Source organism: Mesorhizobium sp. M0019 (assembly GCF_040323975.1).
Classification (GTDB): domain Bacteria; phylum Pseudomonadota; class Alphaproteobacteria; order Rhizobiales; family Rhizobiaceae; genus Mesorhizobium.
Window position 1 is genome coordinate 21,351 of the sequence record NZ_JAMYVK010000047.1, and the last position, 26,660, is coordinate 48,010.

The following is a 26,660-nucleotide window of genomic DNA, read 5'->3' on the forward strand; positions in this document are numbered from 1 at the left end:
CCCACCCCGCGCCACCGGGAAAGGCCAACAGACAAACCGCGACGGCCGTCTCGGCCGGCGGCCGTCTCAGCCCGAAGGGCTGCCCACGCCAAGGGGCGACGCCGAATGGCCGAGACCGCCTGAGCTTGCCGAAGAAAAGCGGGCTCGGTTCACGAGCACCTGGTGCGCGTCGTCAGGCGCGCGGGCGCCCGCCAGGACGGCAGGCTGGACAGATTTTTCGCACGGATCATCGTCAAGCGCCGCAGTTACGTCGAGAAACTCGACGACATCGCCGCCGTGGCGCGGCTTGCTCCGAACAAAACCAGCGCTCGCCTTTCAACAGGTTGAGGCGCGTGTCCCAGTAATTCCTGTCCGGGATCATGATAGACGCGCTCGCCCGTTTTGTAGCTTATATTGGCTTTGATGTTGCAGCCGACAGCGGCAGGGTCGATTCGAAGGCAAGAAAGCCAGCCAGGAGTTGCTTTGATAGCGATGGTTGCCCACGCCCTTCCCTCCGAAGAGAGAAAGCGACGTTTGCGGCCTGGAGTCTACAAGTCGGGTCTAATTCACCGGTCCTGTTCCGAACCATTGAATGAACGGCGCATCCTTCCCCGTGATATCCTTCACCGTCTTTAACAGCGCTTCATGGGTGCGTTGGAGGCCCGGTAATGGTTGCTGGTAGGTGATAGAAGCGGCTGGACGATGCTCTTGTGCAGCCGTTCCGCCTCCGCCACAAAGCGCTCGATTTCAGCCTGTGAAAGCTGCTTGGAAAGTTTGGTCCTAGCCATTGCGATCTCCGTTGAGGAATCGCCCCACCTAGGATTATGATCCTATATCGGCATGGCCGGGTAAAGACCCACCCGCAGCGGAATGGCAGCTTGCCGAAGAAAAGCGCGCTCGGTTCACGGCACCGGCGCGAGCCGTTGGCGCGCGGGCGCCCGCTACGACCGCAGGCTGGACAGAATCTCGCACGGATCAGCGTCAAGCGCCGCAGTTAAGTCGAGAAACTCGATGACGTCGAGACGCCGCTCTCCACCCTCGTACTTTGCCACGAAGGATTGGGGACGATCAAGCTTCTCGGCCACCTGCGCCTGAGTCAGGCCTTTGGCCTTGCGCAGGGAAACCAACTGGGCCAGAAACCGCTGGTGGCGGGGCGATCGAAGAGACTTGGGCATGTAGGCGAACCGGTCGGGTAAAGACCGGATCAGCGACTAATCCCGGTTTCGGATTATCCCATTTTGGGATATGCTGCGGGCGCTCAACAGGCGAGGTTCGCACGCATGAATCGATCAATGGGAACAGATGAGACTCGAAACTCAACTCTGTGCGACGAAGTCCCCTGGTCGGAGAACCTCACGAGCTACGACAGGGAGCATTTCACGATCTACCTGCGGATCCTGGATGCCTGCGCCGACAATGCCAGCGAAGAGGAGATGGCTGATCTCATTCTCGGCATCGACCCGGCCCTTGAACCGGTCCGCGCCCGCAAGGCTCTTCGCAGCCATATCGACCGTGCGAACTGGATGGTGACGACTGGCTACAAGGAACTGTTCGCCGGCTGAGGCACAGCACGGACTGTCATGCTCTTCAAACAAGGAAGTTCAGATACCCGCCATTCATGAGCGCACGGCCGCGAGAGACGGCGCGGCGGGAGCGGTCACAACTGGTTCGCGTGCTGTTTGACTGCCATTTCTAGTGCTTGGCTCAGAGGCACAGCCTTGGAGAACAGGAAGCCTTGAGCGGTTCGGCAGCCAAGCTTGTGCAGGGTTTGCCGATCCGCCTCTGTTTCGACGCCCTCGGCCATGACCTCGATCCCGAGCATGTTACCAAGATCGATGACCGATTTGACAAGCAGTCGGTCCTCTCGGGACTTGGCCAAGCCGCGAATGAAGCCCTGGTCTATTTTCACCTTGCGTATCCGACTGTCCTTGAGCGATGCCAACGTAGAAAAGCCGGTGCCGAAGTCATCGAGCGCGATGGAAATGCCGGCATGTGAAAGCCGTCCGAGCTTTTCATCCACTCTGTCCGGGTCAACCGGGGATTCTTCGGTAATCTCGATCTCGAACATCGTGGCAGGGAGACCTCTTGCCGCCAGACCATTCAGAACCATGTCGTCGATATCGCCGGCTTCCAGTTCGCGCGGCGAAATATTCATCGCCACACGGAGATCACGACAGTCAGCTTTCACCAAGCCGTCGATAAAAGCACAACAGTCGGCGAATACGGTTTGCGTCAGCAGCTGAAGCATTCCGGTTTCGCGTGCAGCTGTGATGATTTCGGGTGGAGAGATGGCGCCATGAGTCGGATGGGACCACCTCAGCAAGGCTTCAAAACCGACCACGGCCTCAGTGTCGAGTTTCACGATCGGCTGGAACCAAGGTTGCAAGCTTCTCGTCTTTATCGCCGAATGAAGGTCCCGTTCGACGGACTGGCGGCGTTGCAGTTCCCTGTCGAGTTCGGCATCGAACAGGCAAAATTCGTTCCTGCCACGACGCTTGGCCGTATAAAGGGCGATATCCGCCCGCAACAACATTTCCGTCAGGCCCGGCGTCTGCGCCAAGTATATTCCTATCGATGCCCCGACACGGACGGACGCGACCTCGATATAGGGTCGGGCAATTTTGGCTATGATATTGGAGGCGAGATCACTGGCAGAAAGCGAAACCCTCGTTGAGGGAAAAAACAGCACGAATTCATCGCCGCCGATACGAGCGAGCGTTGAGCCTTCCGGTGCTTCCTCCTCTATGCGGCGGGCGATCCTGACAAGCAGTTCATCACCGGTCCTGTGACCGTAGGTATCGTTGACGGATTTGAACCCGTCCAGATCAACCAGCATTGCCACGAAGGGGCCATCCGCGGTCTCGAAACGTCCGATTGCGTCTTCGAGGCCACGCCTGTTGAGAAGGGCCGTCAGGTGGTCCTGCCTGGAACTGGCCTTCATCTCCGCCGCAAGCCGCTCGGCCTCATGCCTCAGGCGGCTCGCTTCGCGGAACCGTGCTTGCCCAACACACGAAGCTCGAACCAAGCCGCCCATGAAAAGCAGAACGGTAAAAGCCAGAATGTAGTCTTCAAAATTGCCTTTCGCCAAAAGGCAACCCACGGTGATGAGGAGCGGAGGTGTGATGAAGTTGGTCGCCGCCGCGGCATACGAACTGCCGTATGTAACCGCACCAGCGGAAATGCCCGCCAGAATGACCAGATGCAGCGGTGCTTGAGGTGTCGTGTATCCAACAGTCAGGACGGCCAGGAAGGACCAGGCAAACCCTGCCAGAAGAGCAAGGATGCCAAACCAGCGAAGCCGCGGCAAAACCCCCACTAAACCGTCATGGCGCCCCGTTTCCTTTAGCTGATAACGCGCGAGTGCAAGGCGGGCGGCATTTATCGCATTGACGACCAGGAACCAGATTGCAGCGGCAAAGCCGCTGCCAGAAAGGGCGTGCACCGCCCAAATCAGGCCTGACAGGATACCGCTTATCGGCATCGACACGAAGAGGCCGGTCCTCAGGTCAGCAAGCTGATCCTGACGGATTTTGGCCTCCAGCGTGTCTACTTTCTTCGGGGCCATGGACGGACCAGCTTGCTCCCATCGTTGTTCGCGAGGACAAGCTTACGCAGGCCCACTGAAGGACGGGTTAACTATCCAGCGGGGGTAACCAGTGCGCTCACCATGGCTCCGGGTCGCACGTCTGCTCTGAGGATTGCCGGCTGATCATCAAAGTCTCGTCCGCGCGCGTTTCTTGATCCGGATCATGCCAGGATCCGCAACGTCAGAGACAAAAGGAAGCTGCGCCGAGACAGCGTTCCAGAGCGGCAGCGCTATCTGCCGATTCACCGCCTGAGCATGGCCGAAATGCCATGGCGGACAAAGGGAAGATATTGGGCAAAGCGGAGCCCCGCATGTCTTGCAAGCCGTGCCGCCGGGTGCTCGCCTGAGTAGAGACCGACAAGCATGTTGGTGGCATGATAGAGCGGTGCCGCCGACAGGCGCAGCCGGCTTTCGTATCTGCCGAGCATGTCGGGATCGGCAATGTCGCGGCGGGCGTAACATGCTGTCAGGATTTTACGAGCGAGTTGCTTCTGGCCGCTGAGGCCGATAACGGACGTCGCGCTTTTCGGCAACGGTGCCATTGCTCAACTGAGGCAGCGTTTCGGAGCCGAATGTCACCCCGTCAGTCGGCTTTTTTTGCGGAAGTTGGAAACCACAAGAACACGCCTAGGAACCTCGTGGACCTGGATAGGCAGCGGCGGCTGCATGCCCGCCTTTTGTTTCTAGCACTGCTTTTGTCTTTCGGCGACAGGCGGTGACTTGTGCTCCAAGGTCATGAGAACACGCCTTGATTGATTTTTTCATCCGACTAGATTGTACCCGCGCGTTCATCTGGGCGCCGATTCGTGATCCTGCCGGACGACAGGCAAGGCTTTTTTCGGATCGGAAACCCCGTCACCTGGAGTGCTTCGGATGAGTGTGTCCTCAACGCCGCGTGCTGCCAAACGAGAGGCTCATCGAGGGTCGCAGTGGCTTAAGTGGGATCTGCATTTACACGCGCCCGGTACGAAGCTCTCTTGCGGATATGGCAAACCGGAGGACGCGACGTGGAAACGCTTCGTGGCTATTCTCGAACAATCCGAGGTCAAGGCCTTTGGCATAACGGACTATTTTTCATTCGACGGCTACCTGAACACCGTCAAGTGGTATCGCCAATCGTATCCGGACTCGACCAAGCTAGTGATCCCGAACCTAGAGCTGCGTTTGACCGAGACGGTCAGCATCGACGGCAAAAACGTCAACGCGCATGTTCTCGTAGACCCGGCTGCCGCGACGCCCGAAGCCTTGAGTAAATTCCTCAACGACCTCGAAACGCACATATCCGTTGGTGGCAGACGGTTACGCTGCAGTGAACTGACGTCTGCGAACTACGCTGCGGCGACCGTCAGCATACATGATGTTAAGGACTCGCTAAAAGGATGCTTCGCGCCGGAGCAATACATTATCGTCACCGCCGCCGGAAACGATGGCCTACGCGGTACCGCCAAAAATTCCCAGCGTAGCAAATCCATTTCCGATGAACTCGACAGGATCAGTAGCGCCTTCTTTGGGAAGTCGAACAGCACGGCATTCTTCCTGAGCGACTCTCGGTACGAGGACGGGTCGAAGTCCGAGCCTAAGCCCCTCTATGACGCCAGTGACGCTCATTCCTTCGAGGACCTCGGACGTTTGACAGGTGACGAGCCGAGCTATCAATCGACCTGGATCAAGGCCAATCTGACTTTCCGAGGTCTCCGGCAGACGATCTTTGAACCGGAACATCGCGTCTTTGTTGGAGAACGTCCAACCGTTCTCGTCCGGCTCGAGCGAGAGGCGACGCAGTTCATCGACAGGCTGGAGATCAATGCCCTCGCCACCTATGCCGATCATAACGGCACCTGGTTTCGGAACGTCGAAATCCCGTTCAACCCTGAACTGACTGCCATAATCGGCAACAAGGGAAGCGGCAAAAGCGCCGTCGCGGACATTGTCGCGCTGCTCGGAAATACTCGCCAAGCGAAATATTTCTCGTTTCTAACCGACAGTCAGACGAACAAGAAATTCAAGCGGCGCGGGTTCGCCGAGAATTTTTCGGGTCGTCTCGTATGGAAGAGTGGGAGCGTTGTTGAACGGGCACTGAGCGATGATGTCGATGAACTCGAGCCGGAGGCGGTCAAATACCTACCACAGAACTACTTCGAGAGCCTGACGAACGAAATCGAAGTCCAGGCGCTGCGCCGGGAAATCGAAGACGTCGTATTTTCACACGTCGACATCAGCGACAAGATGGACGCCAAGAGCTTCCGCGACCTCGAAGAACGGAAGACGTTGAACAGTCGACAGGAAGCTAGCCAGATCAAAACGAAGCTGCGGGAACTCAACATCAGGATTCTCGAACTCGAGGACCAGAGCGAACCTGCATTCAAGACCAAACTGCAGGCGGAACTAGGGGTCCTTCAGAAGCAGGTGTTCGCACTCGAAGCGTCGAAGCCTCCGGAGGAAGCTGCCCCGGCTGCTCAGAGTGCGGAACAGGAAGCGGCGACAGAAGAAATCGCGTCACAAACCCGGTTGCTGGATGACCTTTCTGCACGTGAAAAGAGCGCCGTCACGCGGCTCGGCTGGCACAAGACTACCCTGCAAGAGGCCAGTGAATTCAAGGACGCCGTAAATGCCCTGAAAAACCGTGTGCAAGGCGACAAGGAGGCTTTTAAAACTAAGTATAGGGCTCTCGGCTTAGATGTTGATCAGGTCATCCGTATTACCGTTAACCTCGAAGAAGTCACGAAGAAGATTGACGATGCGAACGAAGAAATCGCTCAGATTGAGCGCGAGAGCGCCATTGTTTTCGATTCAAAGACCGATCTTTCCAAAGTCGCCAGTGCACCCGAGCTTCGTGCTGCGCAGAAATATATTGCCGATCGCATTGCCGAGACGCGCGCCGCTCTCTCGGCACCTCAACAGCGTTATCAAAGGTATGTGCAGGCCGTCCGCGAGATATCCGAGCAGATCAGCGATATCGTCGGTCAAAAGGCCTCGCCGAAATTAGGGACGATCGCGGAACTAGAGGCCCGCATTGCCCGGATCGACAACGATCTGCCGGGTGAATTGTCCAAGGCGTTTGAGGACCGTAAGGCACTTTGCTTGACCCTCTTCGAAAGCAAACACAAGATAAGAACGTTTTACGAGGGTTTGAAAACCAAGGTTGAGTCGCGGCTCACCGCGGTGAGTACCGGGGACTTCAAGGTGTCGATCGACGCGTCTTTTGTACCGTCTCCCAAGTTCGGTGATGAATTCTTCAACCATCTGAACCAAAACGTGAGCGGCCCCTTCCGCGGAGTCGCGGAAGGCGCGCGCGCCCTTCAACAAAAGCTATCGATAGTCGACTGGAACTCCTTCGAAAGCATCTTTGCCTTTGTGAACGATGTGGTCGGATCGATGAAATCCGGTGGCATCAGACGGCAGACCAAAGACGTCAAGAAATTCTACGACTTCCTTTATTCCCTCGGATACTTCGAACCCCGGTACGAGTTGAGACTGGGAGGCAAAGACCTGAACCAGCTTTCCCCCGGAGAGAAGGGGCTTCTGCTGCTGGTCTTCTACCTACACCTGGACACCGACAGCTCGCCCCTCATCATCGACCAACCCGAAGACAATCTCGACAACGACAGCATATTCGCGGTACTCGCAAGGTGTATTCGCGACGCGAAGAAAACCCGGCAGGTCATATTGGTGACGCATAACCCAAACCTCGCGATCGGAGCCGACGCCGAACAAATCGTCTATGTCCGGTTGGACAAGGTGAACGCTTACAGGTTCAGCTATGATTGCGGCGCGATCGAGAACCCGAACACCAATGGCCATATCGTAAAGGTGCTCGAAGGGTCGCGGCCAGCCTTCGTACAACGTCGACTCAAGTATCAAATCACCTGATGGCGGGGTATTGCGGCGTTGCTTTGTTTTGTAACGTCCGCTCCTGGCGTTTCCGGACGAGGTCAATGGCGAAGCATCCGACTTCTATAAGAAGAGCGGGTGATGCGGACGAAATGAGGCGCAAAGTTGCCGGGGGATCTTGGCAAGCAAGGCTAGGGGGAAGAAGCCGCAATTCCCGGCAGCGCGGCCCACGCCAAGCGATTTCCTTGTAGATTGGAAGACGCTGTTTGGGCGGCCATCCTATTCGAGTTGGTGGATGGTAGTCCCTGGCACAACTGCCTTGGCGATTTCGCATAAATGCTTGTGATGCGTTAGATATATCACCTGACCCATGCCCGCCATTTCGCCGAAAAGCCTGAACACTTCTTCAGACCGGATATGGTCGAACGTCTCCATGATGTCGTCCGCGACGAATGGGACCGACTGTCGGAATTGCGCGAATTCGTAATATCCAGCGAGTCTCAGGGCCAGATAGAGCTGAAACCGCGCGCCTTTTGACAGCGCATCGGCGACCTTGGATTGGCCGTCGCGCTGCATCGCTATCAGGACCTCGCCACCCTTCACGGGCTGGGTCGTGAGGCCAGAATGCTGGCCTTGCGTCATCAGCTTGAAAGCGTCCGATGCACGCGCCATCATTCCTGACCGGTGGCGCTCGCGATAGGCGCGCAGAGCATTCCCGGCTGACATGATGCCGAGCTTCAGTTCAATATAGCGAACCGCGCTGTCCTCGATTTCCAGCAGAATGGTTCGGCGTTCGGCGTCGAGCCGAGCGACAGCGCCGTCGCCTCCAATCTCGTCAATCTTATCCGCAGCGCGCGTTTGTCGGATCAGCTGTTGTTGGAGGAAGCTGTCTAGCTGCTGGAGCCTCTGCTCGCCTTGTCCCTTCTCGATCGCCAGGCCGTCGAAGTCGATTTCGTCAAGGACCGAGCGGGCCTGCTCAAACTTCTCCAATGAAAGTTCAGCCGCCACCCGATCCTCAAGCTCGGCCACGCTGGTGTGCAGACGATCCCTCTCGCGCAGCAACTCGTCGCGGTGCGCCACATCGGTTAAGGTTTCGACGCCGAACGCGATCAGCACCTCATTCTTGCGGCACTCATGGACCGAAGTCTCATTGTCGAGGACATTGCGCTCGCCTTGCAAGCGTTTGAGATCGGCCAAAAAGCCTGCCTTCGTGTCACGCGCCCTTTCAGCGCGATCCAAGCGGTCGCCAACGCGAACCGCTAACTGCTCCGGCTCTCCATCCTTCGTAGCCTCTCCCAGATCTGCTGCGATAGAGCTGACCTCACTGAGGAAATCGGCCCTGTCAGCTTCCATTTTGTCGATGCGCAGTTGAAGGGCGTCTCGCTCTTGCACGCTTTTGGCCAGATTACTCAACTGTTCGAGCACTGTGCTTAAGCCGGAAGCGGATACGCCGCTCTCGAGCCAAGTTCCCTTGAGCGTCTCACCTGTCGTGGCGAGCCACTCCTCCTCGCGCCGCTCGGCCATGGCGAGAGCCCGACGCCTGACAGTAAGATCCTCCTCCCTGCCATTCACGGTTCTTAGTGCTTCAGCGTATTCTGCGTCTAACTTGCGCTGCCGCTCTAGAAACAATTCCGCGAGGGCCATAGCGGCTTCAAGCGTGTCATGCGGCGCCGGTACTATTCCGACGCTCGTCAACGCCCTGATAAGTTCCAGTCGGATCTGCTCGCCCGCCTCGGCAGCCCGGTCCGCCCTCTTCCGAGAGAGCTCGATCTGCCGCCATTCACCGAGTGCATCAGCACGCAACTCAATTCGATTGTCCAAGCGCTGTACCAGGCGCTCTAGTGATGGCTCGATCATGTCTTCCAGCAACGCACCGCCGGCCTGACGGACTTCAGCCATCTTGGCTTCAAGATCGAGGGCAAGCTGCGCGTATTGTTGACGCAAACGAGACAAATCCGCCGAAGTTTCGCCAAGCGCCCTGGTCGTTGCGCGTATCTCTGCCAAATCCGACGCGTTCGCTAGACGGCCCGTGCCGACGCCATCGTCGCGGGCTAGCGCTAGAGCAAAGTCATCAGCTGTTTCGCTGGTCAGCGCCGCCCTATGCGTTTCCCAAGCTGCGTCACGTGCTCGTCGGCTCACTGCAGCGGCTTCGTCGTCAGCCACATCGATCGACACACGAAATGCTTCCAGTCGTGCCGATTGCCTCGTGGAATTGCTCTCACATTCCTCAAGGCGTTCGGCGACCACCGAGCTGGTTCTGGCTAAATCTGTTGCGGCCATTTTCCAGGAAGCAATCTGCCCAGCGCTCGGAACAGCGATGCTCGCGAGCGCGCTCGCATCGCCGGCCCACGGCCGCAGCTGAGCCCGCAACTCCTCGAATCGTATTGTACCCGCATCTTCCTCCTCGCGGGCCGCCGCAACTTCCGCGAGCTGATTGCTGGCGCGGGCCTTCGACAATGCTGAACTGAGCTTCGCTCTGACGGATTCGGGCACGGCTCTTTCTTCGCCAACTCGCTGTCGAGCCAATTGGAGCGCATCGACAGCAGCCGCAATTTCGTCATGGGCAGCGCTTGCCGCCGTGGCGATCCCGGATCGCTGCTCAATCATTGTGCGCAAGACGCCCACCGTCGCTGCTGGCAAAAGTAGCTTCGCAGGATCCTGTTCAGAAGTGCGTCCCAACGCGCTAAGGCAAGTCGCTACGGTGTTGTCGAGGATCTGCAGCTGGAACTTGCGAGTGGGCAAATCAAGGCCTGCCGACGAATAGCGCACCTTGCTCTCTGCCAAGCTTCTGATGCGCTCCGAGACCCCCAAGATCAGCTCGTCTACGTCGAGGAATGCAATGCTTGACGTCAGACGTTCAACTTCGCCGACATTGCCCGCCAAACGCGTTCTCAAGCTCGCATCGTCACCAATCAGCTCCGCGATCGAGCCCGCCCAAGTGCGCGTAGGTGAAGCGGTTTTCGGCAATCCGTCTAATTGGACGAGCTTGCGCCGAATATCTGCCAGCATCGGCCGTGCACGCTCGAACCGCGCAATCGCCTCAAGCCGGTTCGCCAGCACCGCTCGTTCGTTGATCAGGGCGTCGTACTGTTGTGCCGCGTCGCGACGTTCAGCCTCCAGTCCTTCGTAGGTCGAAGCAAGTGTGTCGATATCATCCTTCCGAGTTTTTAGGTCGGCCAGCCGCCTCTTGAGCAGCGCGATCTCGGTACCTTGCGCCTGCTTGCGATGTAGCGCGTCGGCCTCTGCATCCAAGGCATTTAGCGTATCGCTTGCATGGCCAAGTCCTGCGCTGGCGGTGAATAACAGCTTGCCGAGATCACCGCGCGATTCCAGGATCGCCTTTCCACCGGCTTCCAGCGTCTCGTCATCCAAGGAAAACATTGTCGCGTAGGCATCGCGAGACAGGCCGGCGAGGTGTGCCGAGATTGCCATCTCACTGACCGGCTTGCCGGTCGCATCAAGGAGCGAATTGTTCCGCTGTTTCGTGCGGGTAAATGAATGCTCCACACCTGCCAATTCGAGCACTCCACCAAGGCGCATGGCGCTATACTCGTGAATGAAGTTGTATTTGCTACGCTCCTCGATCCCGAACAAGAGGTCGAGAAAGCCAGAAAGAGCGGTCGACTTGCCAGCCTCATTCAGACCGAACACGATATGCAAATCAGGGCCGGACGTGGGCTTCGGTCCAAAGTCGATCGTACGATCGGTGAACTTCCCATAGCGAACGAGGTCAAGGCGTCGCAGTCTCATGACGAGGCACCAGCCTTGAGACGTGCGGTGACCTGGTCAATGCCCCTGGCCAGCGCTGTATCTAGGAAAAGGTCGAGGTCGGCTTCGCTCTTGCCAGCAAAGTCGCGGCCTTCCGCCGGAAGTTCGGCAACTGTCTTTTGAATGAACGCCCTCGCCTCGGCGCGGAACGCCTCGGACGTGGCGTCACTGCGCATCGACGCGGCTAGCTCATAAATTGGATCAGCGGTGTCCTCAACTGCTTCGGTCCCAGGTGAAAGGACGTTGAGATCGAGCTTTTCGATCCACGTGTCACCCAGTTGCCCGGCCACCTGTTGAGCTTCGGCAAGGAGGAGGTCCCTGTCGCGAATGAGCTGCCACGACAACGGTGTCGCTCCGCTCAAATTGACTCGAGCCAGAACGTGCCGCGATCGAACATTGGATCGCAGCTGTTCAAGTGCGTCTCGAATGCGCGTGGCGACTTCGGGCCACTCAACGGTTCCGATAAGGTCGATGTTGAGGCGTTCGAACTGCGCGACGCTGGTCAGCCGTTCCTCGATCTCAACAGAACCGTGATCACGTATCGTCACAAGCGTTGCCGATTTCTCGCCCGCCTCGTTGATATCCCTGCCTTGCGGAATACCCGGCATCACGACCGTTGCGCGTGCCCCTGGATAGACCTGGCGAACATGGATGTGTCCGAGCGCCCAGTAGTCGAAACCATGATTGTGCAAGTCAGCCACACTGCAGGGCGCGTACACGTCGTGACCGAGCGAACCGGCCATGCTGGTATGCATGATACCGACATTGACCGCGCCTTCACGAGGTGTTGGGTACTTGGGCAACAGACTTTCTGGCGCCTTCGAATGCGTAAAACTCAGGCCATGGAACATCACATCCAGACCACCTGAAGTCTGCAATACCGATTGGGCGCGGCCGCCGAAAATAGTCACGCTGTCCGGAAACACGAGCTGTTTTGAGATGCGTGAGAGGGCATCATGGTTGCCGCGGATCTTGAAGACCCTAATACCAGCCTGGTGCAGCCGTCCGATCTGTGTCGCGATGAACCGCGCAGTCTTCATCGAAGTCTGATCGCCATCGTAGAGGTCGCCCGCAATGACCAGCGCATCCACGCGTTCCTCGAGGCACAAATCCACTATCGAAATGAAGGCTTGGCGGCTGGCGTCTCCCACGAGCTCTGCGAGTTCGAGGTTTCGCAACGCTAGCGAACGCAGCGGTGAATCCAGATGAATGTCTGCCGTATGAACAAATCGAAACGCCATTCAGCCTCCAGCCAAGGGCAGAGTTTGTCCCCAGGTTCGCCATGATCTTGCGAGGGTGGCGGTCCACCCTCGCGTCCTCGCTGATTTCTTACTGACCGTTTGCGCCGTCTATCAGCAGGCCGTCTTGGTACCGCAACGATCCATTCGCAACAGCACCGGCGACCGCCGCTGAAATCAATTGCCTCAGCTGCGCGCTCGTGGCTTTGAAGCCCAGCATCCTCGAGACGCTCGTTGCGATTTCGTCCTCCGTCGCGCCGAGATTGGATCTCACCACCTCGATTGCACCCTGGGCAACTTCCTCCGAGGAGATCATTTCGGGCTTACGCAATCCAGGGGACATGACACCACTGCGGTCGCGTAGCTGAATAGGCGCGCCCGGTTTGAAGCAGAAGTCGCCTCGACGCGCCACCACTCCCCGCGCTTCGGCGATAACAAGACCACGCTCAATCGCGTCCTGAATCCTGCCGCCGGCCCGCTGTAGGCCCCATGCATCCCGAATGCGCGATACTACCTCATCGAGATGGACTGGCGTCTCTGCGGCGACGATTTGCTCGACCAGCCCAGCCAGGAGACCGGTGGGCGTCTCGTGAAGTTCAAACCGCCCGGGCGGTCTCTGTACACTCGCTTCTGCGTAGGCTCGATCTGGTGTCGCGGCTCCATTCGTAGTCTCCAACGCGATTTCGGTGACGTTACCCCGGTCGACCGTTACGACTTGTACGGCCGCCCCACGGCTTCTCTGGTTTCCCAACTCCGCCCGTTCAGCAAGTTCTCTCGTTGCAGCCTCGATCGCCGCCACCGTCCGCTCGAGCTGTTCACGCGGACGCTGGAACCAATCGGCACTCCAGATGCGGTGAATTATCCAGCCGTGGTCTTCGAGCACAGCCTGGCGAAGCCGATCCCGATCTCTTGCGGAGCGCGAGGAGTGATACTCGGCACCGTCGCATTCGATGCCCAGCAGGTAGCGCCCTGGCCGCTCCGGATCAGCAACTGCCAGATCGATGAAGAAGCCCGCGATACCCACCTGTGCATGGACCTGATAGCCTCGTTCAATCAAGGCGTTGGCTACCTGTTCTTCAAAGATTGAATCCATCTCTCTGGTCGTCGTCTGAGCAAGCGAGATGCGTCCAGTCCTCGCGTAGTGCAAAAAGAGCTTGAAGGCAAAGACCCCCTTACCCTTTCCGCGCTCGAGGTCGATGTCCTCATCTGTTATCGACGCGTACACCTCACAGGCACGCTTAGCCCGGCTTATGAGAACGTTGAGTCGACGTTCTCCGCCTTCCGAACCGAGTGGGCCGAAGCGCATGGCCATGTAGCCCTGGGAATTCTTCGCGTATCCCACCGAGATCATGATCACGTCCCGCTCGTCGCCTTGAACGTTCTCCAGGTTCTTGACGAAAAACGGCTCACTCGGATGGGCGTGGAAGAAGTCTTCGGTGTCCGGATTCAACCGCCGCAGGGCTTCAAGCTCATTTTGGATCGCACGGCGTTGGCTGACAGAAAAAGTCGCAACGCCAAGAGACTCTTGTGGATTGGACTTCGCGTGACGAATGATCGCTTCTGCTACGGCACGCGCCTCGATCGGGTTCGTCCCTGTCCCACCTGAATCGAACACTCCGTCCGGCACGTAATGGAACCGCAGCCCCATACCAGCCTCTTGGGTATACGGACTTGGGACGATGAAGAGCCGGTTGTCGTAGAACTGGCTATTCGACACGGCGATGAGCGATTGATGTCGACTGCGGTAGTGCCAGCGAAGCATGCGCTGTGGCAAACCACGGGCTGTGAAAAGCCCGAGAATGCTCTCGATGTCAGCGACCTGCGCACCCTCGCCGTCGTCATCTTCAGATTGCGAGCCCGTCATCTTCGCAAAGAATGTCGTCGGTGGCAGCTGGCGTTCATCGCCAACGACGACTACCTGGTTCGCCCTGGCAATTGCGCCGAGTGCGTCCACCGGCTGGATCTGAGACGCTTCGTCCATAACCAGGAGGTCGAACGACATTCGACCGGGCGACAAGAACTGCGCCACCGAAAGTGGGCTCATCATGAACACCGGCTTCAACGCCTGGACAGCAGGTCCTGCCCTCAGCATCAACTGCCGGATAGGCATATGGCCTCTTCTGCGCGCCATCTCAGATCGAAGCAAACCGACAGGCCCAGCTCCGCCATCTCTTGAGGGGATCTTGCGATGATGCGCGGTCACGACCTCGATGGCGCTAGCCTTGATCCTCTGCCGGTCCAAATCCGCAAAGTCGCGAACAGCTCTCGAATGTAGCTCGCCGTCAAACCTCCCGAGGTCCGGCTCCTTGTTCGCCATCGCCGTCAGCATTTTCTCGTAATAGGCCATGTCGAAGACCGATCGCGCCGATGCGGTTGGAACCTGGCCATTGGCCAAGCCGCCGATCAACTGTCCTAGTCCCGCCTTTCGGGCACTCTCGGATCGTTCTTCGTAGGCAACCCATTTCGAGAGCTGTTCCTGATGCTCGACCCAGGTCTCCAATCGGGCAATCAACTCAGCAATCACGACCTCAGAGAAATCGCCTACTCCGAACAAAGACGAAGCATCAGCTTTCAAATCGTCCGCAAGCGCCTTCAGCCGCAGTGCCGCGGCCTGCGTCGTTTCTCGCGTTGCACGAGCTGATTTTGCGATCTCGACCCTGTCAGGCAGACGCGCGACCAGATGTCGGAGTGCGGTATTGTTTTTCAACCAGAGCTCGGCCTGCGTAAGCGCGGCCCAGTCGGATCCTCGCCCGAGCCAAGACGAGCCAAATGCGGACATGCCAATGCCGTGAGCAGCATCGATCTCTTGAGCAAGCTTCTGTAGGGCGCCCAGTCGTCGGACGAGCTTCACCCGACCGGATAGCTGATCAGGCAGGCTGGCCAGAACCTCTCGAGACGCTTCGTCCGCTTGAGCCACGGATCGCGCCTTCACTTCCATCAGCTGCAGTGAAGCCCTTTCGGCGGAGGCCACGTCACCCAGCATGGACGGCGCGAGGTGGCCGAGATCATTCCAGAAACCCTCGATCATCGGCCGGCCGATATCGATCACCTTGCGAACCCGGAGCGCACGCGCGCCCGCTTCAGAGCGCTCGGCCATCCGACCAGCAATAAGTCGCGGTTCCGAGCCAAGTCCCCTTAGCGTGCGCATCCATTCCACTAGAGCCAAGAGCGGTGCCGACGAGGATTTCTCCCGGCGCCAATCTGCTCCGAAGGCGGAACGACCAAAGGCGTCACCGTCACGAACCTTCGTGGCCGCCGCTTGCCCCTTCATCAACACGTCTAGGAGACGCACTGTCTCAGTCGACGGCGCGTTAGGATCGACTAGAAGGGACCGCAGAAGGGCTTTGGCGCGACGGTAGTCGCCGCTCAATGCCTTCAACAGACCCGTGTGACTAGCGAGGGCTTGCCTTGTCGGTGCAACCTCCGTGTTCCAGGCAGCATCGACAACTTTGCCCTTCAGCTCTGCTTGGACTGCCTCAAGCGTCGCGACGCTCTCGGCAAGGTCCGCCGCTTGTTCAAGTCCTGTGTCCCAAACGGTCGCCGCAAACGCTTCAGGGCTCGCGTCAGGGGCGGCCGCAACTCTCTCCCCCGTCACGATCAATCTAACCAGCCCTGCCAACGTGTCCGGTACAACCGTTGATCCCAGCTCCTGGTTCAGCCGCTCCGCTTCATCCCGCAAGCGCGGGAGCAGAACGGTCAGCTGGTGCGCACGGACAAAACCGTCTTTCGGGAATTCCGATGGCAGCTTTGCAAGCTCTGCCTCGAGACCTTCAATTGGGGTGTCGATCGCCGTCGCCACCAAATGCTGCGAAACGTCTTCGAATTTGCGGGCGAAATCCGATCCTGTCCAAAGAAGCGATGAGATCTCCTTAGGATGGTCGTCCCACACCGGCGAGACCAACGCATCGGCGGGAAGCTCTGGTGCGGACGCAAGCAGTTCTGCGCGATCTTCTATGTCGCCGCTGTCGCTGAGAATTCGCGAAGGCCCGGCCTCGGTCCGCGCGGCAATGTCGATCAGTTTTGCCTGCACAGCCTTCGCTTGATCGAGCAATGACCCGATGCGCGGGACGAGCCGCTCGACCGTGGTCGGCAGTACGACGTCCAGGCCTACCCCTCTCCAGGGATGGTGGATGGGTAGCCCGATTTCGTTGATCCGTTGAGAGACCTCGTCGAGAAGCTTCCGGCGTGACGAAACGCCTTCACTCGTCCAATGGATGGCACCCTCGAGCTCGATATCTACGGGTTTTTGCCCGTTCTGCCTGAGCCGGGTTAGCTGGCCGAAAACCTGGTAGGGCGTCAGGGCGGATGCGCCGAACGGAACATGCATCCGGTGGGCATGCGCATTGAGCCTGTCGCGCGCCTGCGACAACTGATCGGCCAGCGCAGATGGGAATTGTCCTCGAGGCGATCCGAGCTGCCAGGTACGACGCAGTTCCTCCAGCATCATGCGCTTGTTCGCCTTGTTGCTGTGGAGTTCCAGGCACACGTCCCCTACCCCGGCATTGTCGAGGCGGCGCTTCACGACCTCCAGCGCGGCCATTTTTTCAGCCACAAAAAGGACGGTCTTTCCGTCGGCCACGGCCGACGCGATAACATTCGCAATCGTCTGCGATTTGCCAGTGCCTGGGGGGCCCTGGATCACAAGGTCGCGACCCTTTCTGACATCATGGATCGCAAGTGTCTGGGAACTGTCGCTGTCGACGATGTGCAACATCTCCGCTGGCGCAATGTGCGGATCAATCGCGATGTCGTCAGACATCAGCGGCTCGCGCGCTTCAAAGCCGTCGGAAAGGAGCGAGCGGATCTTCGGCTGCTCGATTATCTTGGAGGCCTCGGGCCAGATCTCAGGATCAAGATCCCGGTACATCAAGAACTTCGCGAACGAGAAGAAGCCCAGCACCATATCATCCCGGAGCACCTCCCAACCCTCTTTGGTTGAAACCGCTTCGGCCACGGCATCGAGATACTTTGAGGCGTCGAAGTCGTCTCCCGCATCGAAGCTCGGCATGGCGAGCTTGTGCATCCGATCCAGATAGAGCTCAAGGGAGAGGTTCGCGCTCTGATCCTCTGGCCTGGCGCGCAGCCGAAACTTCTCTCCAGCCGTTCCTCGCTCGAGCCGGACCGGCACCAAAATGAGCGGTGCTTGACGGATGTTTTCCTTGTTGTTCGGGTCAATCCACTTCAGCATCCCGAGAGCCAGAAAGAGGATGTTGACGCCCTGCTCCTCCTCTAGCGTCCTGGCATCGTGATGGAGATCGAGAAGCCGGCGTTGCAAGCCGGTGGGGGTCATCCGCGTCTGCAGTTTGGTGTCTGAATGTCGCGCAAACACTCCCCTGTCGTCCACTTCATCGTCCTCTGGCTGAGCAAGGGAAATGGGGGAGTAGTCGATCTCGTCTTCCGTAGCAGAGCCTTCTTGGCCAGCCTTTGGTCTATCAGGCTTGCCTGCGACGAACGTAAAGACCTTCCCTTCATTCACCAGCAACCGATAGACCTCGGATGACCGCTCATCGACGATGTCGATCGTTTTCGCACTCTTTGAAAACCGGGGCACGTTCAAAAGGCGATTACGTGCGGAGAGGTCGAGCAACTCCATCCTGGCGCGCTCGAGCTTCTCCTTTAGCGGTAGATCGCTTTGGAAGACTGACTTTTCGGATTCTGACAATTATGCCCCCACTCCCAGAGCCGAACACTTAGATCCTGCCCAACGGTGGCCGCAACAAAAAAGCTATCCGCATCTCGATAATACTGTTGGCACCGTGCGGTCCGAGCATTGTGAAATGAGATACGTTGGTGACTTGATCTGAGCTAGCAGGCTGTTGAAAGGGTCCTCGCCACCGGACCGCAGCAATGATTCACTGGCTCCGAAGGGAATCGGAGGTGACGAGTGCGCGGCGGCGACGATCGAACTGGCGAACTTTTCAGCTACGTGGACCTTGAGGTCCGGGTTCGGCGCAATCATCCATTGCGGGCGATCCGGACGATCGTGACTGAAGCCCTGTCGAGGCTGGAGCGTGAGTTCGCGGCGCTATATTCGCCGATCGGACGGCTATCTATCCCGCCGGAGAAGCTGCTGCGGGCGATGCTTTTGCAGGCGTTCTATTCGATCCGCTCGGAGCGGCTTTTGATGGAACGGTTGGAATACGACCTCCTGTTCCGCTGGTTCGTCGGCATCGGCGTCGACGACGCAGCCTGGGACCATTCGGTGTTCTCCAAAAACCGTGACCGGCTGCTGGAGGGCGATATCGCGGCGAAGTTCCTGGCGGCCGTGCTGGCGCAACCCAAAGCCAAGAAGCTCCTGTCCACGGATCACTTCTCGGTCGACGGCACGCTGATCGAGGCCTGGGCTTCGATGAAGAGCGTCAAGCCAAAGGGCGGCCCAAGCGGCGGTCATGGCGAACCGCCGGCAGACGGCGGCGGACGCAATGCGGAAGCGGACTTCCACGGCGAGAGGCGATCGAACGAGACACATACCTCGACTACCGACCCCGACGCCAGGCTCTACCGCAAAGGGCGGGGCAAGGAGGCCAGGTTGTGCTTCTTGGGACATGGGCTGATGGAGAACCGCCACGGCCTGCTGGTGGAAGCCTGTCTGACGCTGGCCGACGGACATGCCGAGCGGGTGGCGGCCCTGCACATGATCGAACCTCGTGCCGACCGGCCGCGGGCGATCACGCTCGGTGCCGACAAGGCCTATGACGCAGAGGACTTCGTCAACGAGTTGCGCTCGATGAAGGTGACACCCCACGTAGCGCAGAACACGAACGGCCGTCGTTCGGCGATCGATCGCCGCACCACGCGCCACGGTGGCTATGCCGTCAGCCAGCGCATCAGAAAGCGCATCGAAGAGGCGTTCGGCTGGATCAAAACCGTCGCTGGGCAGGAGAAGACCAAATTGCGCGGCCGCGACCGCGTTGGGTGGGCCTTCACCTTCGCGGCCGCCGCCTACAATCTGGTGCGGCTGCCCAAGCTCTTGGCGGCGTCGAAATGACCGTGCCCGCAGGTTGCCAACTGATCGGCCGCTGGCGGATCATCGAAGCCGATCTGTGGGATCGCGGTTACCTGAACCTCGGTGGACCCGCAACCATCGCCATCGGACCCGACAACAACGGCGAGATCGCCTTTGGCGCCCTGCAAGCCGGTCTCGAACTGAGCTACAGCCCCTCGATAGTTCACTTCACATGGGCCGGGTGTGACGAGATGGATGAAGTCACAGGCGATGGCTATGCCGAATTGCTCGACGACGGCTCGATCGAGATCACATTCGCCTACCACAACGGCGACGAGGCCATCCTCAAGGCAATACGTCAGACTTCTTCAACAGCTGCAAGTCTTACTGAGTCAGAAAGTCGGGGCTGCGGGGGGATTCGCGCTGGTCGTGGATTTGTTAGGGTGCTGCTTGGTGATCAGGGAAGCGCCCCGCCATGACCGACTGGACAGCCGAGAGTGAAGCCGAGTTCGACGCCTATGTCGATGCTTTGATCGGGGTGATCGGCCACGCCGACCGAGCTGAGCCGCTGAACGATTATTGCCTCGGACTTCTGATGCCGATAGAGCGCAAGAGCGTGAGCCGTTGGCGGCCGTCACGGCGCCGTCGCGGGTGTCGGCCAAGCATCAGTCTCTGCTGCATTTCGCGGGACAGGCGCCGTGGTCGGACGCGGCCTTGCTAGCGCGGGTTCGCGACCGGTCCTCAGGTCAGCAAGCTGATCCTGACGGATTTTGGCCTCCAGCGTGTCTTCTTTCTTCGGGGCCATGGACGGACCAGCTTGCTCCCATCGTTGTTCGCGAGGACAAGCTTACGCAAGCCCACTGAAGGATGGGTTAACTATCCAGCGGGGGTAACCAGTGCGCTCACGATGTCTTCGGGTCGCACGTCTGCTCTTGGCCTTGCCGTCTGACCATCGAGCTCTTGCCCGCACGCGTGCCTTGATCCGAATCATCCCAGGATCGGCAACGTCACCATGGAAGCAGCCCTGCCAACGGCATCAAACGCGCCCGGCGAGACAAAAGGAAGCCGGGCCGAGATAGCGTTCCAGAGCGGCAGCGCTGCCTGCGATTCACCGCCTGAGCATGGCCGAAATGCCATGGCGGATAAAGGGAAGATATTGGGCAAAGCGAAGCCCCGCATGTCTTGCAAGCCGTGCCGTCGGGTGCTCGCCTGAGTAGAGAGCGACAAGTACATTCGTAGCATGATAGAGCGGTGCCGCCGACCGACGCAGTCGGCTTTCGTATCTGCCGAGCATGTCGGGATCAGCAATGTCGCGGCGCTCGCGACATGCCGCCAGGATTCTATCGGCGAGTTGCTTCTGGCCACTGAGGCCGATGTTGAAACCATGAGCGGTCACCGGGTGCATGCCGAGGGCAGCATCGCCGATCAGTGCCGCACTCGGAGCCCAGAACTTGTGCGCCCAGGTCGTGACCAGCGGATAGGCATGGCGGGTGCTTGCCAAGGTCATCTCTCCGAGGCGTCCTCGACACCGGTTCGTCAATTCCATGAGGAACAAATCGTCGTCGAGAGCAAGCAGTCTGTCGGCCTCGCTTGAGCGCAAAGTGAGAAGCAGCGACGACACGCCTTCCATGAGCGGCAACATCGCTATCGTTTGATGGTGATCGAACCATTCGACCGCGATCTGGTGATGGGCGCGCTCGTGCCTCACCCGGCAAATCAGCATCGAGTTGCCAAGCCGATTGATGGCGGCGCCAATGCCGAGGAGGTCGCGCGTCGCGGACAAACGCGAATCCGCTGCAACGAGCAGCCGAGCGGCCAATTGCCTGCCATCAGAGAGCGTTATGACTGCTTCTTTGTGGCTGGTTGTTGCAGTGACGACCGAGCGGCCGCACAGCAGCTGGGCATGATCCTGGAAGTGGACAAGCTTGAACAGGGCGTCGCGGATCCGACAATTTGGGACCAGAATTCCGAGTGGTTCCCCAGATCCGCTGGGAGAATCGAAGCTCAGGGCGAAAGGGCTCGATCCGTTGAGCACGCGCGCGCCTTGTAGCGGTGATTTGTCCGAAGCCGGGATGGCATCCCAGGCGCCGAGCTCGCGAAGGATTCCAACCGATGCGTGGGTCAGCGCGATCTCGCGACCGTCGAAAGCCGGATTCGCCAGGCTTTCGAGCGACTGCCGTTCAACCACTGCCACCTTGAGTCGGCTCTGGGCAAGCGATGCGGCGAAGGAAAGTCCGACCGGCCCGGCTCCGACGACAATAACGTCGAATCTATCGACAGAGCCGGCCATCAGCGTGCCGCCATAGCGTCGGCTATCTGCGACGAAGGGCACTGGAACGCATCGCAATCGATCCACGGTTTGCGGCTCATCTCCCCAAGCGTCTCCACGCGACCTAACCGTCCGTTAGACATCCGTTCTCCGTTCAAAAATGCTCAATGAAACCATGCCGATGAAGAGATAACCCTGATGTGGATCAACCAGGCTCGATAAACGCGGCAACGGCGGGTTCACGGTCGACTGGTCGATCGCGACGCCATGGTCTGGTCAGGTCATCATGGAATGGCCGGCTTGCCGTTCGGTGCGGCCCTTTCCTGGCCGAAAGTTCGGCAACGTATTCTGGCTGATCCGTTCGCACCCGTCGCGCGCCGAAATCGGCATGACGCGAAGCAACCGCGGAAAATATTCGAGCGAGTCCTCGCAGGGCAGGCTGGGTCAACTGCGTGGCTCGTCGCGATCGATCAGGATCCGCTCGGCGGCGCCATCGAGATCTTCATATTGGCCGCTCCTCAAGGCCCACAGGAACCCGGCCAGCCCAAGCGCTCCGAGGAACAGGGCCACAGGTATGAGGTAGGCGAGCGTCGTCATGAGGATTGTGCCAGTGCGCCAATGTCGGAGCGCCTGTCATGTCGGGCATCTTGCACCGATGCATTTGACACGAAACCTTGCAGGCGTAGCGCATTGCCGATGACCAGGAGGGACGAGGCGGACATCGCGACCGCCGCGATCAGTGGCGTAACGTGCCCCAGAATGGCGACCGGCACGGCGATGCCATTGTAAACGATCGCGATGGCGATGTTCTGCCGGATCAGCCGTCCGGCCTTCCGCGAAATGTCTAAAGCAAGTGGGACCGCCAGAAGACTTTTACGCAGGAACACGAAATCCGCGGCGTTGCGACCGATATCCGCCGCCGTGGCCGGAGCGAGCGAAACGTGTGCGGCACCCAACGCAGGCGTGTCGTTGAGCCCATCGCCGACCATCAGGACCTTGTGGCCGGATCTGGTCAATGCTTCGATGTGTTCGACCTTCCCGGAGGGAAGCAACGCGGGAACGAAGCGCTCGACGCCCAGTGCTTCCGCGACTTCGCCGCAGGCAGCTTCTGTGTCGCCCGACAGCATCTCCACCGACACGCCGGCGCCGTTCAGTTGCTCGATGGCCGCCTTGGCATCGGCACGCAGCTCATCCTCGAAATCGAAAGTCGCGACAATGACCCCGTCCTTCGTCAAAACGGTTCCGCCATAGCCTTGTTTGCTTTCGCCGCCGGTCCGGACTTTCCACTCACCCCATCCGCGGCGACCCAGCCGCCAGGTACTGCCCTCGGCGATGGCTTCGATGCCGAAGCCCGGATGCTCGCTGACGGACGCGAGTTTCGGCTGGCCGGCAAAGGCTGCATTGCAAGCGATTGCCTTCGAAAAGGGATGGCGGGAATGCGCTGCCATCTCGGCCGCCATGGCGAGCATCGTCGGATCGATGGACGGCGCATTGATCAGCCTGGGCAGTCCCAGCGTAAGCGTGCCGGTTTTGTCGAACAATGCCGTGTCGATCCCGGCCAGGCGCTCCATGGCGGAGCCGTCCCTGACCATGACGCCGCTTTCAAACAGCCGCCGCGCAGCGACCACCTGCACGATCGGCACGGCGAGACCGAGCGCACACGGGCATGTAATGATCAAAACGGCGATCGCGATTATTATTGCCCGGTGCCAGTCGCCGGTCGCCGCCATCCAGCCGAGGAACGTCACAAAGGCGGTGAGGTGGACCACGGGGGCGTAGAGCGCGGAAACGCGATCGGCGATCCTGCGATGGCGGGCGCGGCCGCCCTCTGCCGCTTCCATCAGCCGAACCATTTCGGCCAGGAAGGAATCCTTCGCGGCGGCCGTCGCCTCGATGGTCAGTGGACCGGTGAGATTGAGTGTACCGGCCTGGACCTGCGCCCCCGGGCCCACCGTTCTGGGCGTGCTTTCGCCGGAAACCAGGGAACAGTCGAGATCCGACGCCCCGCCAATGATCCTGCCGTCGATGGGCATCCTCTCGCCGGCCGCGATCAAGAGCTCCATTCCTGGTTCGATCTCGCCAACCGGCAAGTAGTCGCGCGAACCATCCTCGCGCAGCACCATGGCGCCGCGCGCCGCCAGCCGAGCCAGTCCGTTTACGGCCGTCCGAGCCCGTTCCCGCATCACGTGATCCAGCGTGCGGCCGATCAGCAGAAAGAACAGCAGCGACACCGACGCGTCGAAATAAGCATGGTCGCCATGGTTGATCGTCTCGTAGAGGCTCATGGCGTAAGCGAGCGATACCCCGACCGCGATCGGCACATCCATGTTCATGCGGCTGTGGCGCAGCGCATTCCAGGCCGAGCGAAAATAGATGCCGCCGGCGAAAGCGAGCACAGGAATGGCAATCAAGGCCGAGACCCAATGGAACAGGTCGCGGATCGCGCCTTGCGCGCCGGACCAGACGGAGACTGATAGCAGCATGATGTTGCCCGCCGCAAAGCCGGCGACCGCGACGGCGCGGATCAGTTCCGAGAGCGTCTTGTCCTTCCCGTCAGCCTCGGGATCGAACAGGTGCGCGCCATAGCCCAGCCGTCCAAGTGTGGCGACGAATGGCGGAACCTCCTCGCCGCGCCACCGGACCGAAACACGTTTCGTCGAAAGATTGACACGAGCGCCTTCGACGCGATCCAGCTTGCCGATCGCCGTCTCGATCGTCTGGATGCAGGCGGCACAATGCACAGCCGGCACCGAGAGGTCGGTCTGGCGAAGATTTTCGCCAATCGAGCGGCTCGCCAGGCTGATTTCCTGGCCAGAAGGCAGGACCAGTGTGACCTTTTCCAGGTCCAATGCCATTTCGGCGCCTGGCGCGCAGCAGCTCATTGCAGCGCCCCGCGGGAAATCACGATCCGGCGAACGTCGCGATAGGGTTCCGCAAGGCTCGCATCGGCGTCGATTTCGACGATCCAGACGCCGTCCTTGGGCATGTGGTGCGCGGCGAATATCTGACCGGAGGCAGCGGCAAGAGTGACGGATTTGTCCTCTGCCTCGTAGGCGGGATGACGAAACAGCACCTTGACGCCATGCACGGCAACCGGCTTGCCGCCAGCATCGGTGAGGCTGTAGCGGACCTCACCGCCTGCGATGGTCAGTTTGCCAGTCCAGCCGAGGGCTGCCTGAGCTCGCCCTTGCTCGGCCTTTTTGTTGAATTGCTGGCTCGCCACATAGGTGTTTTCGACGACAAGGCCGGTCCAGCTCGTGTTGGCGAGCGTCGCCATCGTCAAATTGACCGCTATGACCACGCCGAAGAAGCCAAGGATGGTGAACAGCATATGCCTGCCGGTGAATTCGCAGGATTGTCGCGAGGTGTCGCTCATCTGGCGCTCTCCGGTGCGTTGAAAGTGGCCGTGTATTCGTCCGACTCGAACGTTGCCTTGTTTTCGACCCGGAACTTGAAGCTTTGCGCTGCACCCCGAACCTGATCTGCCGGCTGACGCACGAAAACCTTGAGCATCTTCAGCCGGTCGGGTTCGACCGGGATGGCGAAGGAGCGATCCGCCGGCAGGTCGATGCCGACAACGCTCATTTCGGCTCCATGCAGGCCCTGCATCGTGACAATGATCGTTCTTGGTTCGGAGATCATGTTGAGCAGCTTGACGGTGTAACCGTTGCGGATCGAACCGTCCGACAGCGTCACGAACTGCGGGTTGCGATCGTGCAGGACATTCAATTCGAGCCGTTCGCGGGTCAGCAGCGAATAGAGCAGCGCGAAACCGACCGCCGACCAGGCGCCCATGTAGATGAAGATGCGCGGGCGAAAGATCTTGCGGATATGGAAACGGGCCACCTTGTCGGAGAACAGGCCGTCAGCGCTCCTGACCAGTGACGGGTTGACTGAACCGGAGCCGCCCGGGGTCGCCAGCATCATGTTGGCGTTGTAGTCGGCCAGCGTCGCATAGGAAATCAGTCCGCGCTCCCTGCCGAGCTTGTCCATGATACCGTCACAGGTATCGATGCAGAGCGCGCAGGTGATGCATTCAAGCTGCTGGCCATCACGAATGTCTATCCCCATCGGGCACACCGCGACACAGGCATTGCAGTCGACGCAGTCGCCGACGGGCTGCCCGGCGGCAAGGACCCTCTTGGCGTGACGCGAGCGCGGTTCGCCGCGCCAGTCATTATAGGTGACGGTGAGGGAATTCTCGTCGAGCATGACCGCCTGGATGCGCGGCCATGGGCACATGTAGGTGCAGACCTGCTCGCGCATCAGCCCGCCGAACGTATAGGTCGTCGCCGTCAGCACGGGCACGGTGATGTAGGCGACGGGGGCGGCGGTGCCGGTGAAGAGTTCCCAAAGCAGCGTCGGCGCATCGGCGAAATAGAAGATCCAGGCGCCGCCGGTCAGCACCCCTATGACCAGCCAAATGGCGTGTTTCGATGTTCGCAGCACGAGTTTGCGCGCAGTCCAGGGACCGGCGTCGAGCTTGATGCGCGCGTTGCGGTCGCCCTCGATGGCTCGCTCGACGACCAGAAACAGATCGACCCACACGGTCTGCGGGCACGTATAGCCGCACCAGGCCCGGCCGACGGTGGATGTGATCAGGAAAAGGCCGACACCGGCCATGACCAGCAGGCCGGCGACGTAGTAGAATTCCTGCGGCCATATCTCGATGAAGAAGAAGTAGAAGCGGCGGTTGGCAAGATCGACCAGCACGGCCTGGTCAGGGGCAAATGGCCCGCGATCCCACCGCAGCCAGGGGGTCAGGTAGTAGATCCCCAGCGTGATTGCCATCACCGACCACTTGAAGCGGCGGAAACTGCCAGAGGCCCGGTTCGGGAAGATCTTCTTGCGTCCGGCATAGAGCGGCTGACGGGTCTTGGCGGAGTTGACCGCATCGGCTTCGAGCCGTTCTATTTGCGTGTTATCGAGCACGAGAAGCTCCAGTCACCAGCGACGATTTCGCCGGAAGCCCGACCCATCGGTTTCTGGATGATGCCGAGGCCCGGCTCGCGCCGGGCCTCGTCGCTTGGCGGTTGGGGGGAG

The 26,660-nt window shown here is 59.6% G+C and carries 16 protein-coding genes and 1 pseudogene; 5 read left to right on the forward strand and 12 right to left on the reverse strand.

Features of this window, described 5'->3' with window-relative positions; translation table 11 throughout:
* The first annotated feature begins 162 nt into the window (after window positions 1–162).
* Complete coding sequence (locus NKK47_RS27080; protein WP_352578912.1) at window positions 163–327, forward strand: hypothetical protein; 165 nt, start codon at window positions 163–165, stop codon at window positions 325–327.
* A gap of 284 nt (window positions 328–611) precedes the next feature.
* Here NKK47_RS27080 and NKK47_RS27085 read toward each other — a convergent pair whose 3' ends face one another.
* Together NKK47_RS27085 and NKK47_RS27090 are read right to left on the reverse strand one after the other, a co-directional pair.
* Window positions 612–767 carry a hypothetical protein gene (locus tag NKK47_RS27085; RefSeq protein ID WP_352578913.1) on the reverse strand — a complete coding sequence of 52 codons (156 nt, stop codon included), beginning with the start codon at window positions 765–767 and terminating at the stop codon, window positions 612–614.
* Between the two features lie 153 nt (window positions 768–920).
* Window positions 921–1,154, reverse strand: a complete 234-nt coding sequence (locus NKK47_RS27090; protein ID WP_023679646.1) for a helix-turn-helix domain-containing protein — start codon at window positions 1,152–1,154, stop codon at window positions 921–923.
* 117 nt (window positions 1,155–1,271) lie between these two features.
* Here NKK47_RS27090 and NKK47_RS27095 point away from each other — a divergent pair, with 117 nt between their 5' ends.
* Window positions 1,272–1,541 carry a DNA -binding domain-containing protein gene (locus tag NKK47_RS27095; RefSeq protein ID WP_023722036.1) on the forward strand — a complete coding sequence of 90 codons (270 nt, stop codon included), beginning with the start codon at window positions 1,272–1,274 and terminating at the stop codon, window positions 1,539–1,541.
* Between the two features lie 95 nt (window positions 1,542–1,636).
* Here NKK47_RS27095 and NKK47_RS27100 read toward each other — a convergent pair whose 3' ends face one another.
* Both NKK47_RS27100 and NKK47_RS27105 read right to left on the reverse strand, forming a co-directional pair.
* Entirely contained in the window at window positions 1,637–3,544 is a 1,908-nt protein-coding gene (locus NKK47_RS27100) for a putative bifunctional diguanylate cyclase/phosphodiesterase (RefSeq protein ID WP_352578914.1), read from the reverse strand.
* Between the two features lie 263 nt (window positions 3,545–3,807).
* Window positions 3,808–4,074: pseudogene (locus NKK47_RS27105) on the reverse strand (5-demethoxyubiquinol-8 5-hydroxylase UbiM); the annotation flags it as partial.
* 364 nt (window positions 4,075–4,438) lie between these two features.
* Here NKK47_RS27105 and NKK47_RS27110 point away from each other — a divergent pair.
* A complete protein-coding gene (locus NKK47_RS27110; RefSeq protein ID WP_352578915.1) occupies window positions 4,439–7,435 on the forward strand; it encodes a TrlF family AAA-like ATPase in 2,997 nt (998 codons plus the stop codon).
* Between the two features lie 240 nt (window positions 7,436–7,675).
* Here the strand turns inward: NKK47_RS27110 and NKK47_RS27115 are convergent, their stop codons facing one another.
* From NKK47_RS27115 to NKK47_RS27125, 3 genes are all read right to left on the reverse strand, one after another.
* The gene (locus tag NKK47_RS27115) at window positions 7,676–11,146 is read right to left on the reverse strand and encodes an ATP-binding protein (RefSeq protein ID WP_352578916.1); all 3,471 of its coding nucleotides are present in this window, start codon (window positions 11,144–11,146) and stop codon (window positions 7,676–7,678) included.
* A complete protein-coding gene (locus NKK47_RS27120; RefSeq protein ID WP_352578917.1) occupies window positions 11,143–12,405 on the reverse strand; it encodes a metallophosphoesterase family protein in 1,263 nt (420 codons plus the stop codon). Before NKK47_RS27120 ends, NKK47_RS27115 begins: the two co-directional genes overlap by 4 nt.
* A gap of 88 nt (window positions 12,406–12,493) precedes the next feature.
* Window positions 12,494–17,995 carry a DUF3320 domain-containing protein gene (locus tag NKK47_RS27125; RefSeq protein WP_352578918.1) on the reverse strand — a complete coding sequence of 1,834 codons (5,502 nt, stop codon included), beginning with the start codon at window positions 17,993–17,995 and terminating at the stop codon, window positions 12,494–12,496.
* A 291-nt stretch (window positions 17,996–18,286) separates the two neighbouring features.
* On the opposite strand from NKK47_RS27125, the gene NKK47_RS27130 reads away from it, so the two are divergent.
* Both NKK47_RS27130 and NKK47_RS27135 read left to right on the forward strand, forming a co-directional pair.
* Window positions 18,287–19,390, forward strand: a complete 1,104-nt coding sequence (locus NKK47_RS27130) for an IS5 family transposase (protein ID WP_352578919.1) — start codon at window positions 18,287–18,289, stop codon at window positions 19,388–19,390.
* Window positions 19,387–19,827, forward strand: coding sequence for a hypothetical protein (locus NKK47_RS27135; RefSeq protein ID WP_352578920.1), 441 nt, complete (start codon window positions 19,387–19,389; stop codon window positions 19,825–19,827). The genes NKK47_RS27130 and NKK47_RS27135 overlap by 4 nt, the downstream gene beginning before the upstream one ends.
* 629 nt (window positions 19,828–20,456) lie before the next feature.
* Here NKK47_RS27135 and ubiM read toward each other — a convergent pair.
* From ubiM to ccoG, 5 genes are all read right to left on the reverse strand, one after another.
* A complete protein-coding gene (ubiM, locus tag NKK47_RS27140) occupies window positions 20,457–21,638 on the reverse strand; it encodes a 5-demethoxyubiquinol-8 5-hydroxylase UbiM (RefSeq protein WP_352578929.1) in 1,182 nt (393 codons plus the stop codon).
* A 423-nt stretch (window positions 21,639–22,061) separates the two neighbouring features.
* Window positions 22,062–22,214 (reverse strand): cbb3-type cytochrome oxidase assembly protein CcoS, encoded by a 153-nt coding sequence (ccoS, locus tag NKK47_RS27145; RefSeq protein ID WP_023679633.1) that lies wholly within the window; start codon window positions 22,212–22,214, stop codon window positions 22,062–22,064.
* A complete protein-coding gene (locus NKK47_RS27150; RefSeq protein ID WP_352578921.1) occupies window positions 22,211–24,499 on the reverse strand; it encodes a heavy metal translocating P-type ATPase in 2,289 nt (762 codons plus the stop codon). The genes ccoS and NKK47_RS27150 overlap by 4 nt, the downstream gene beginning before the upstream one ends.
* Entirely contained in the window at window positions 24,496–24,993 is a 498-nt protein-coding gene (locus NKK47_RS27155) for a FixH family protein (protein WP_352502729.1), read from the reverse strand. The genes NKK47_RS27150 and NKK47_RS27155 overlap by 4 nt, the downstream gene beginning before the upstream one ends.
* Window positions 24,990–26,549, reverse strand: a complete 1,560-nt coding sequence (gene ccoG, locus NKK47_RS27160) for a cytochrome c oxidase accessory protein CcoG (protein WP_352578922.1) — start codon at window positions 26,547–26,549, stop codon at window positions 24,990–24,992. The genes NKK47_RS27155 and ccoG overlap by 4 nt, the downstream gene beginning before the upstream one ends.
* Window positions 26,550–26,660: the final 111 nt, after the last annotated feature.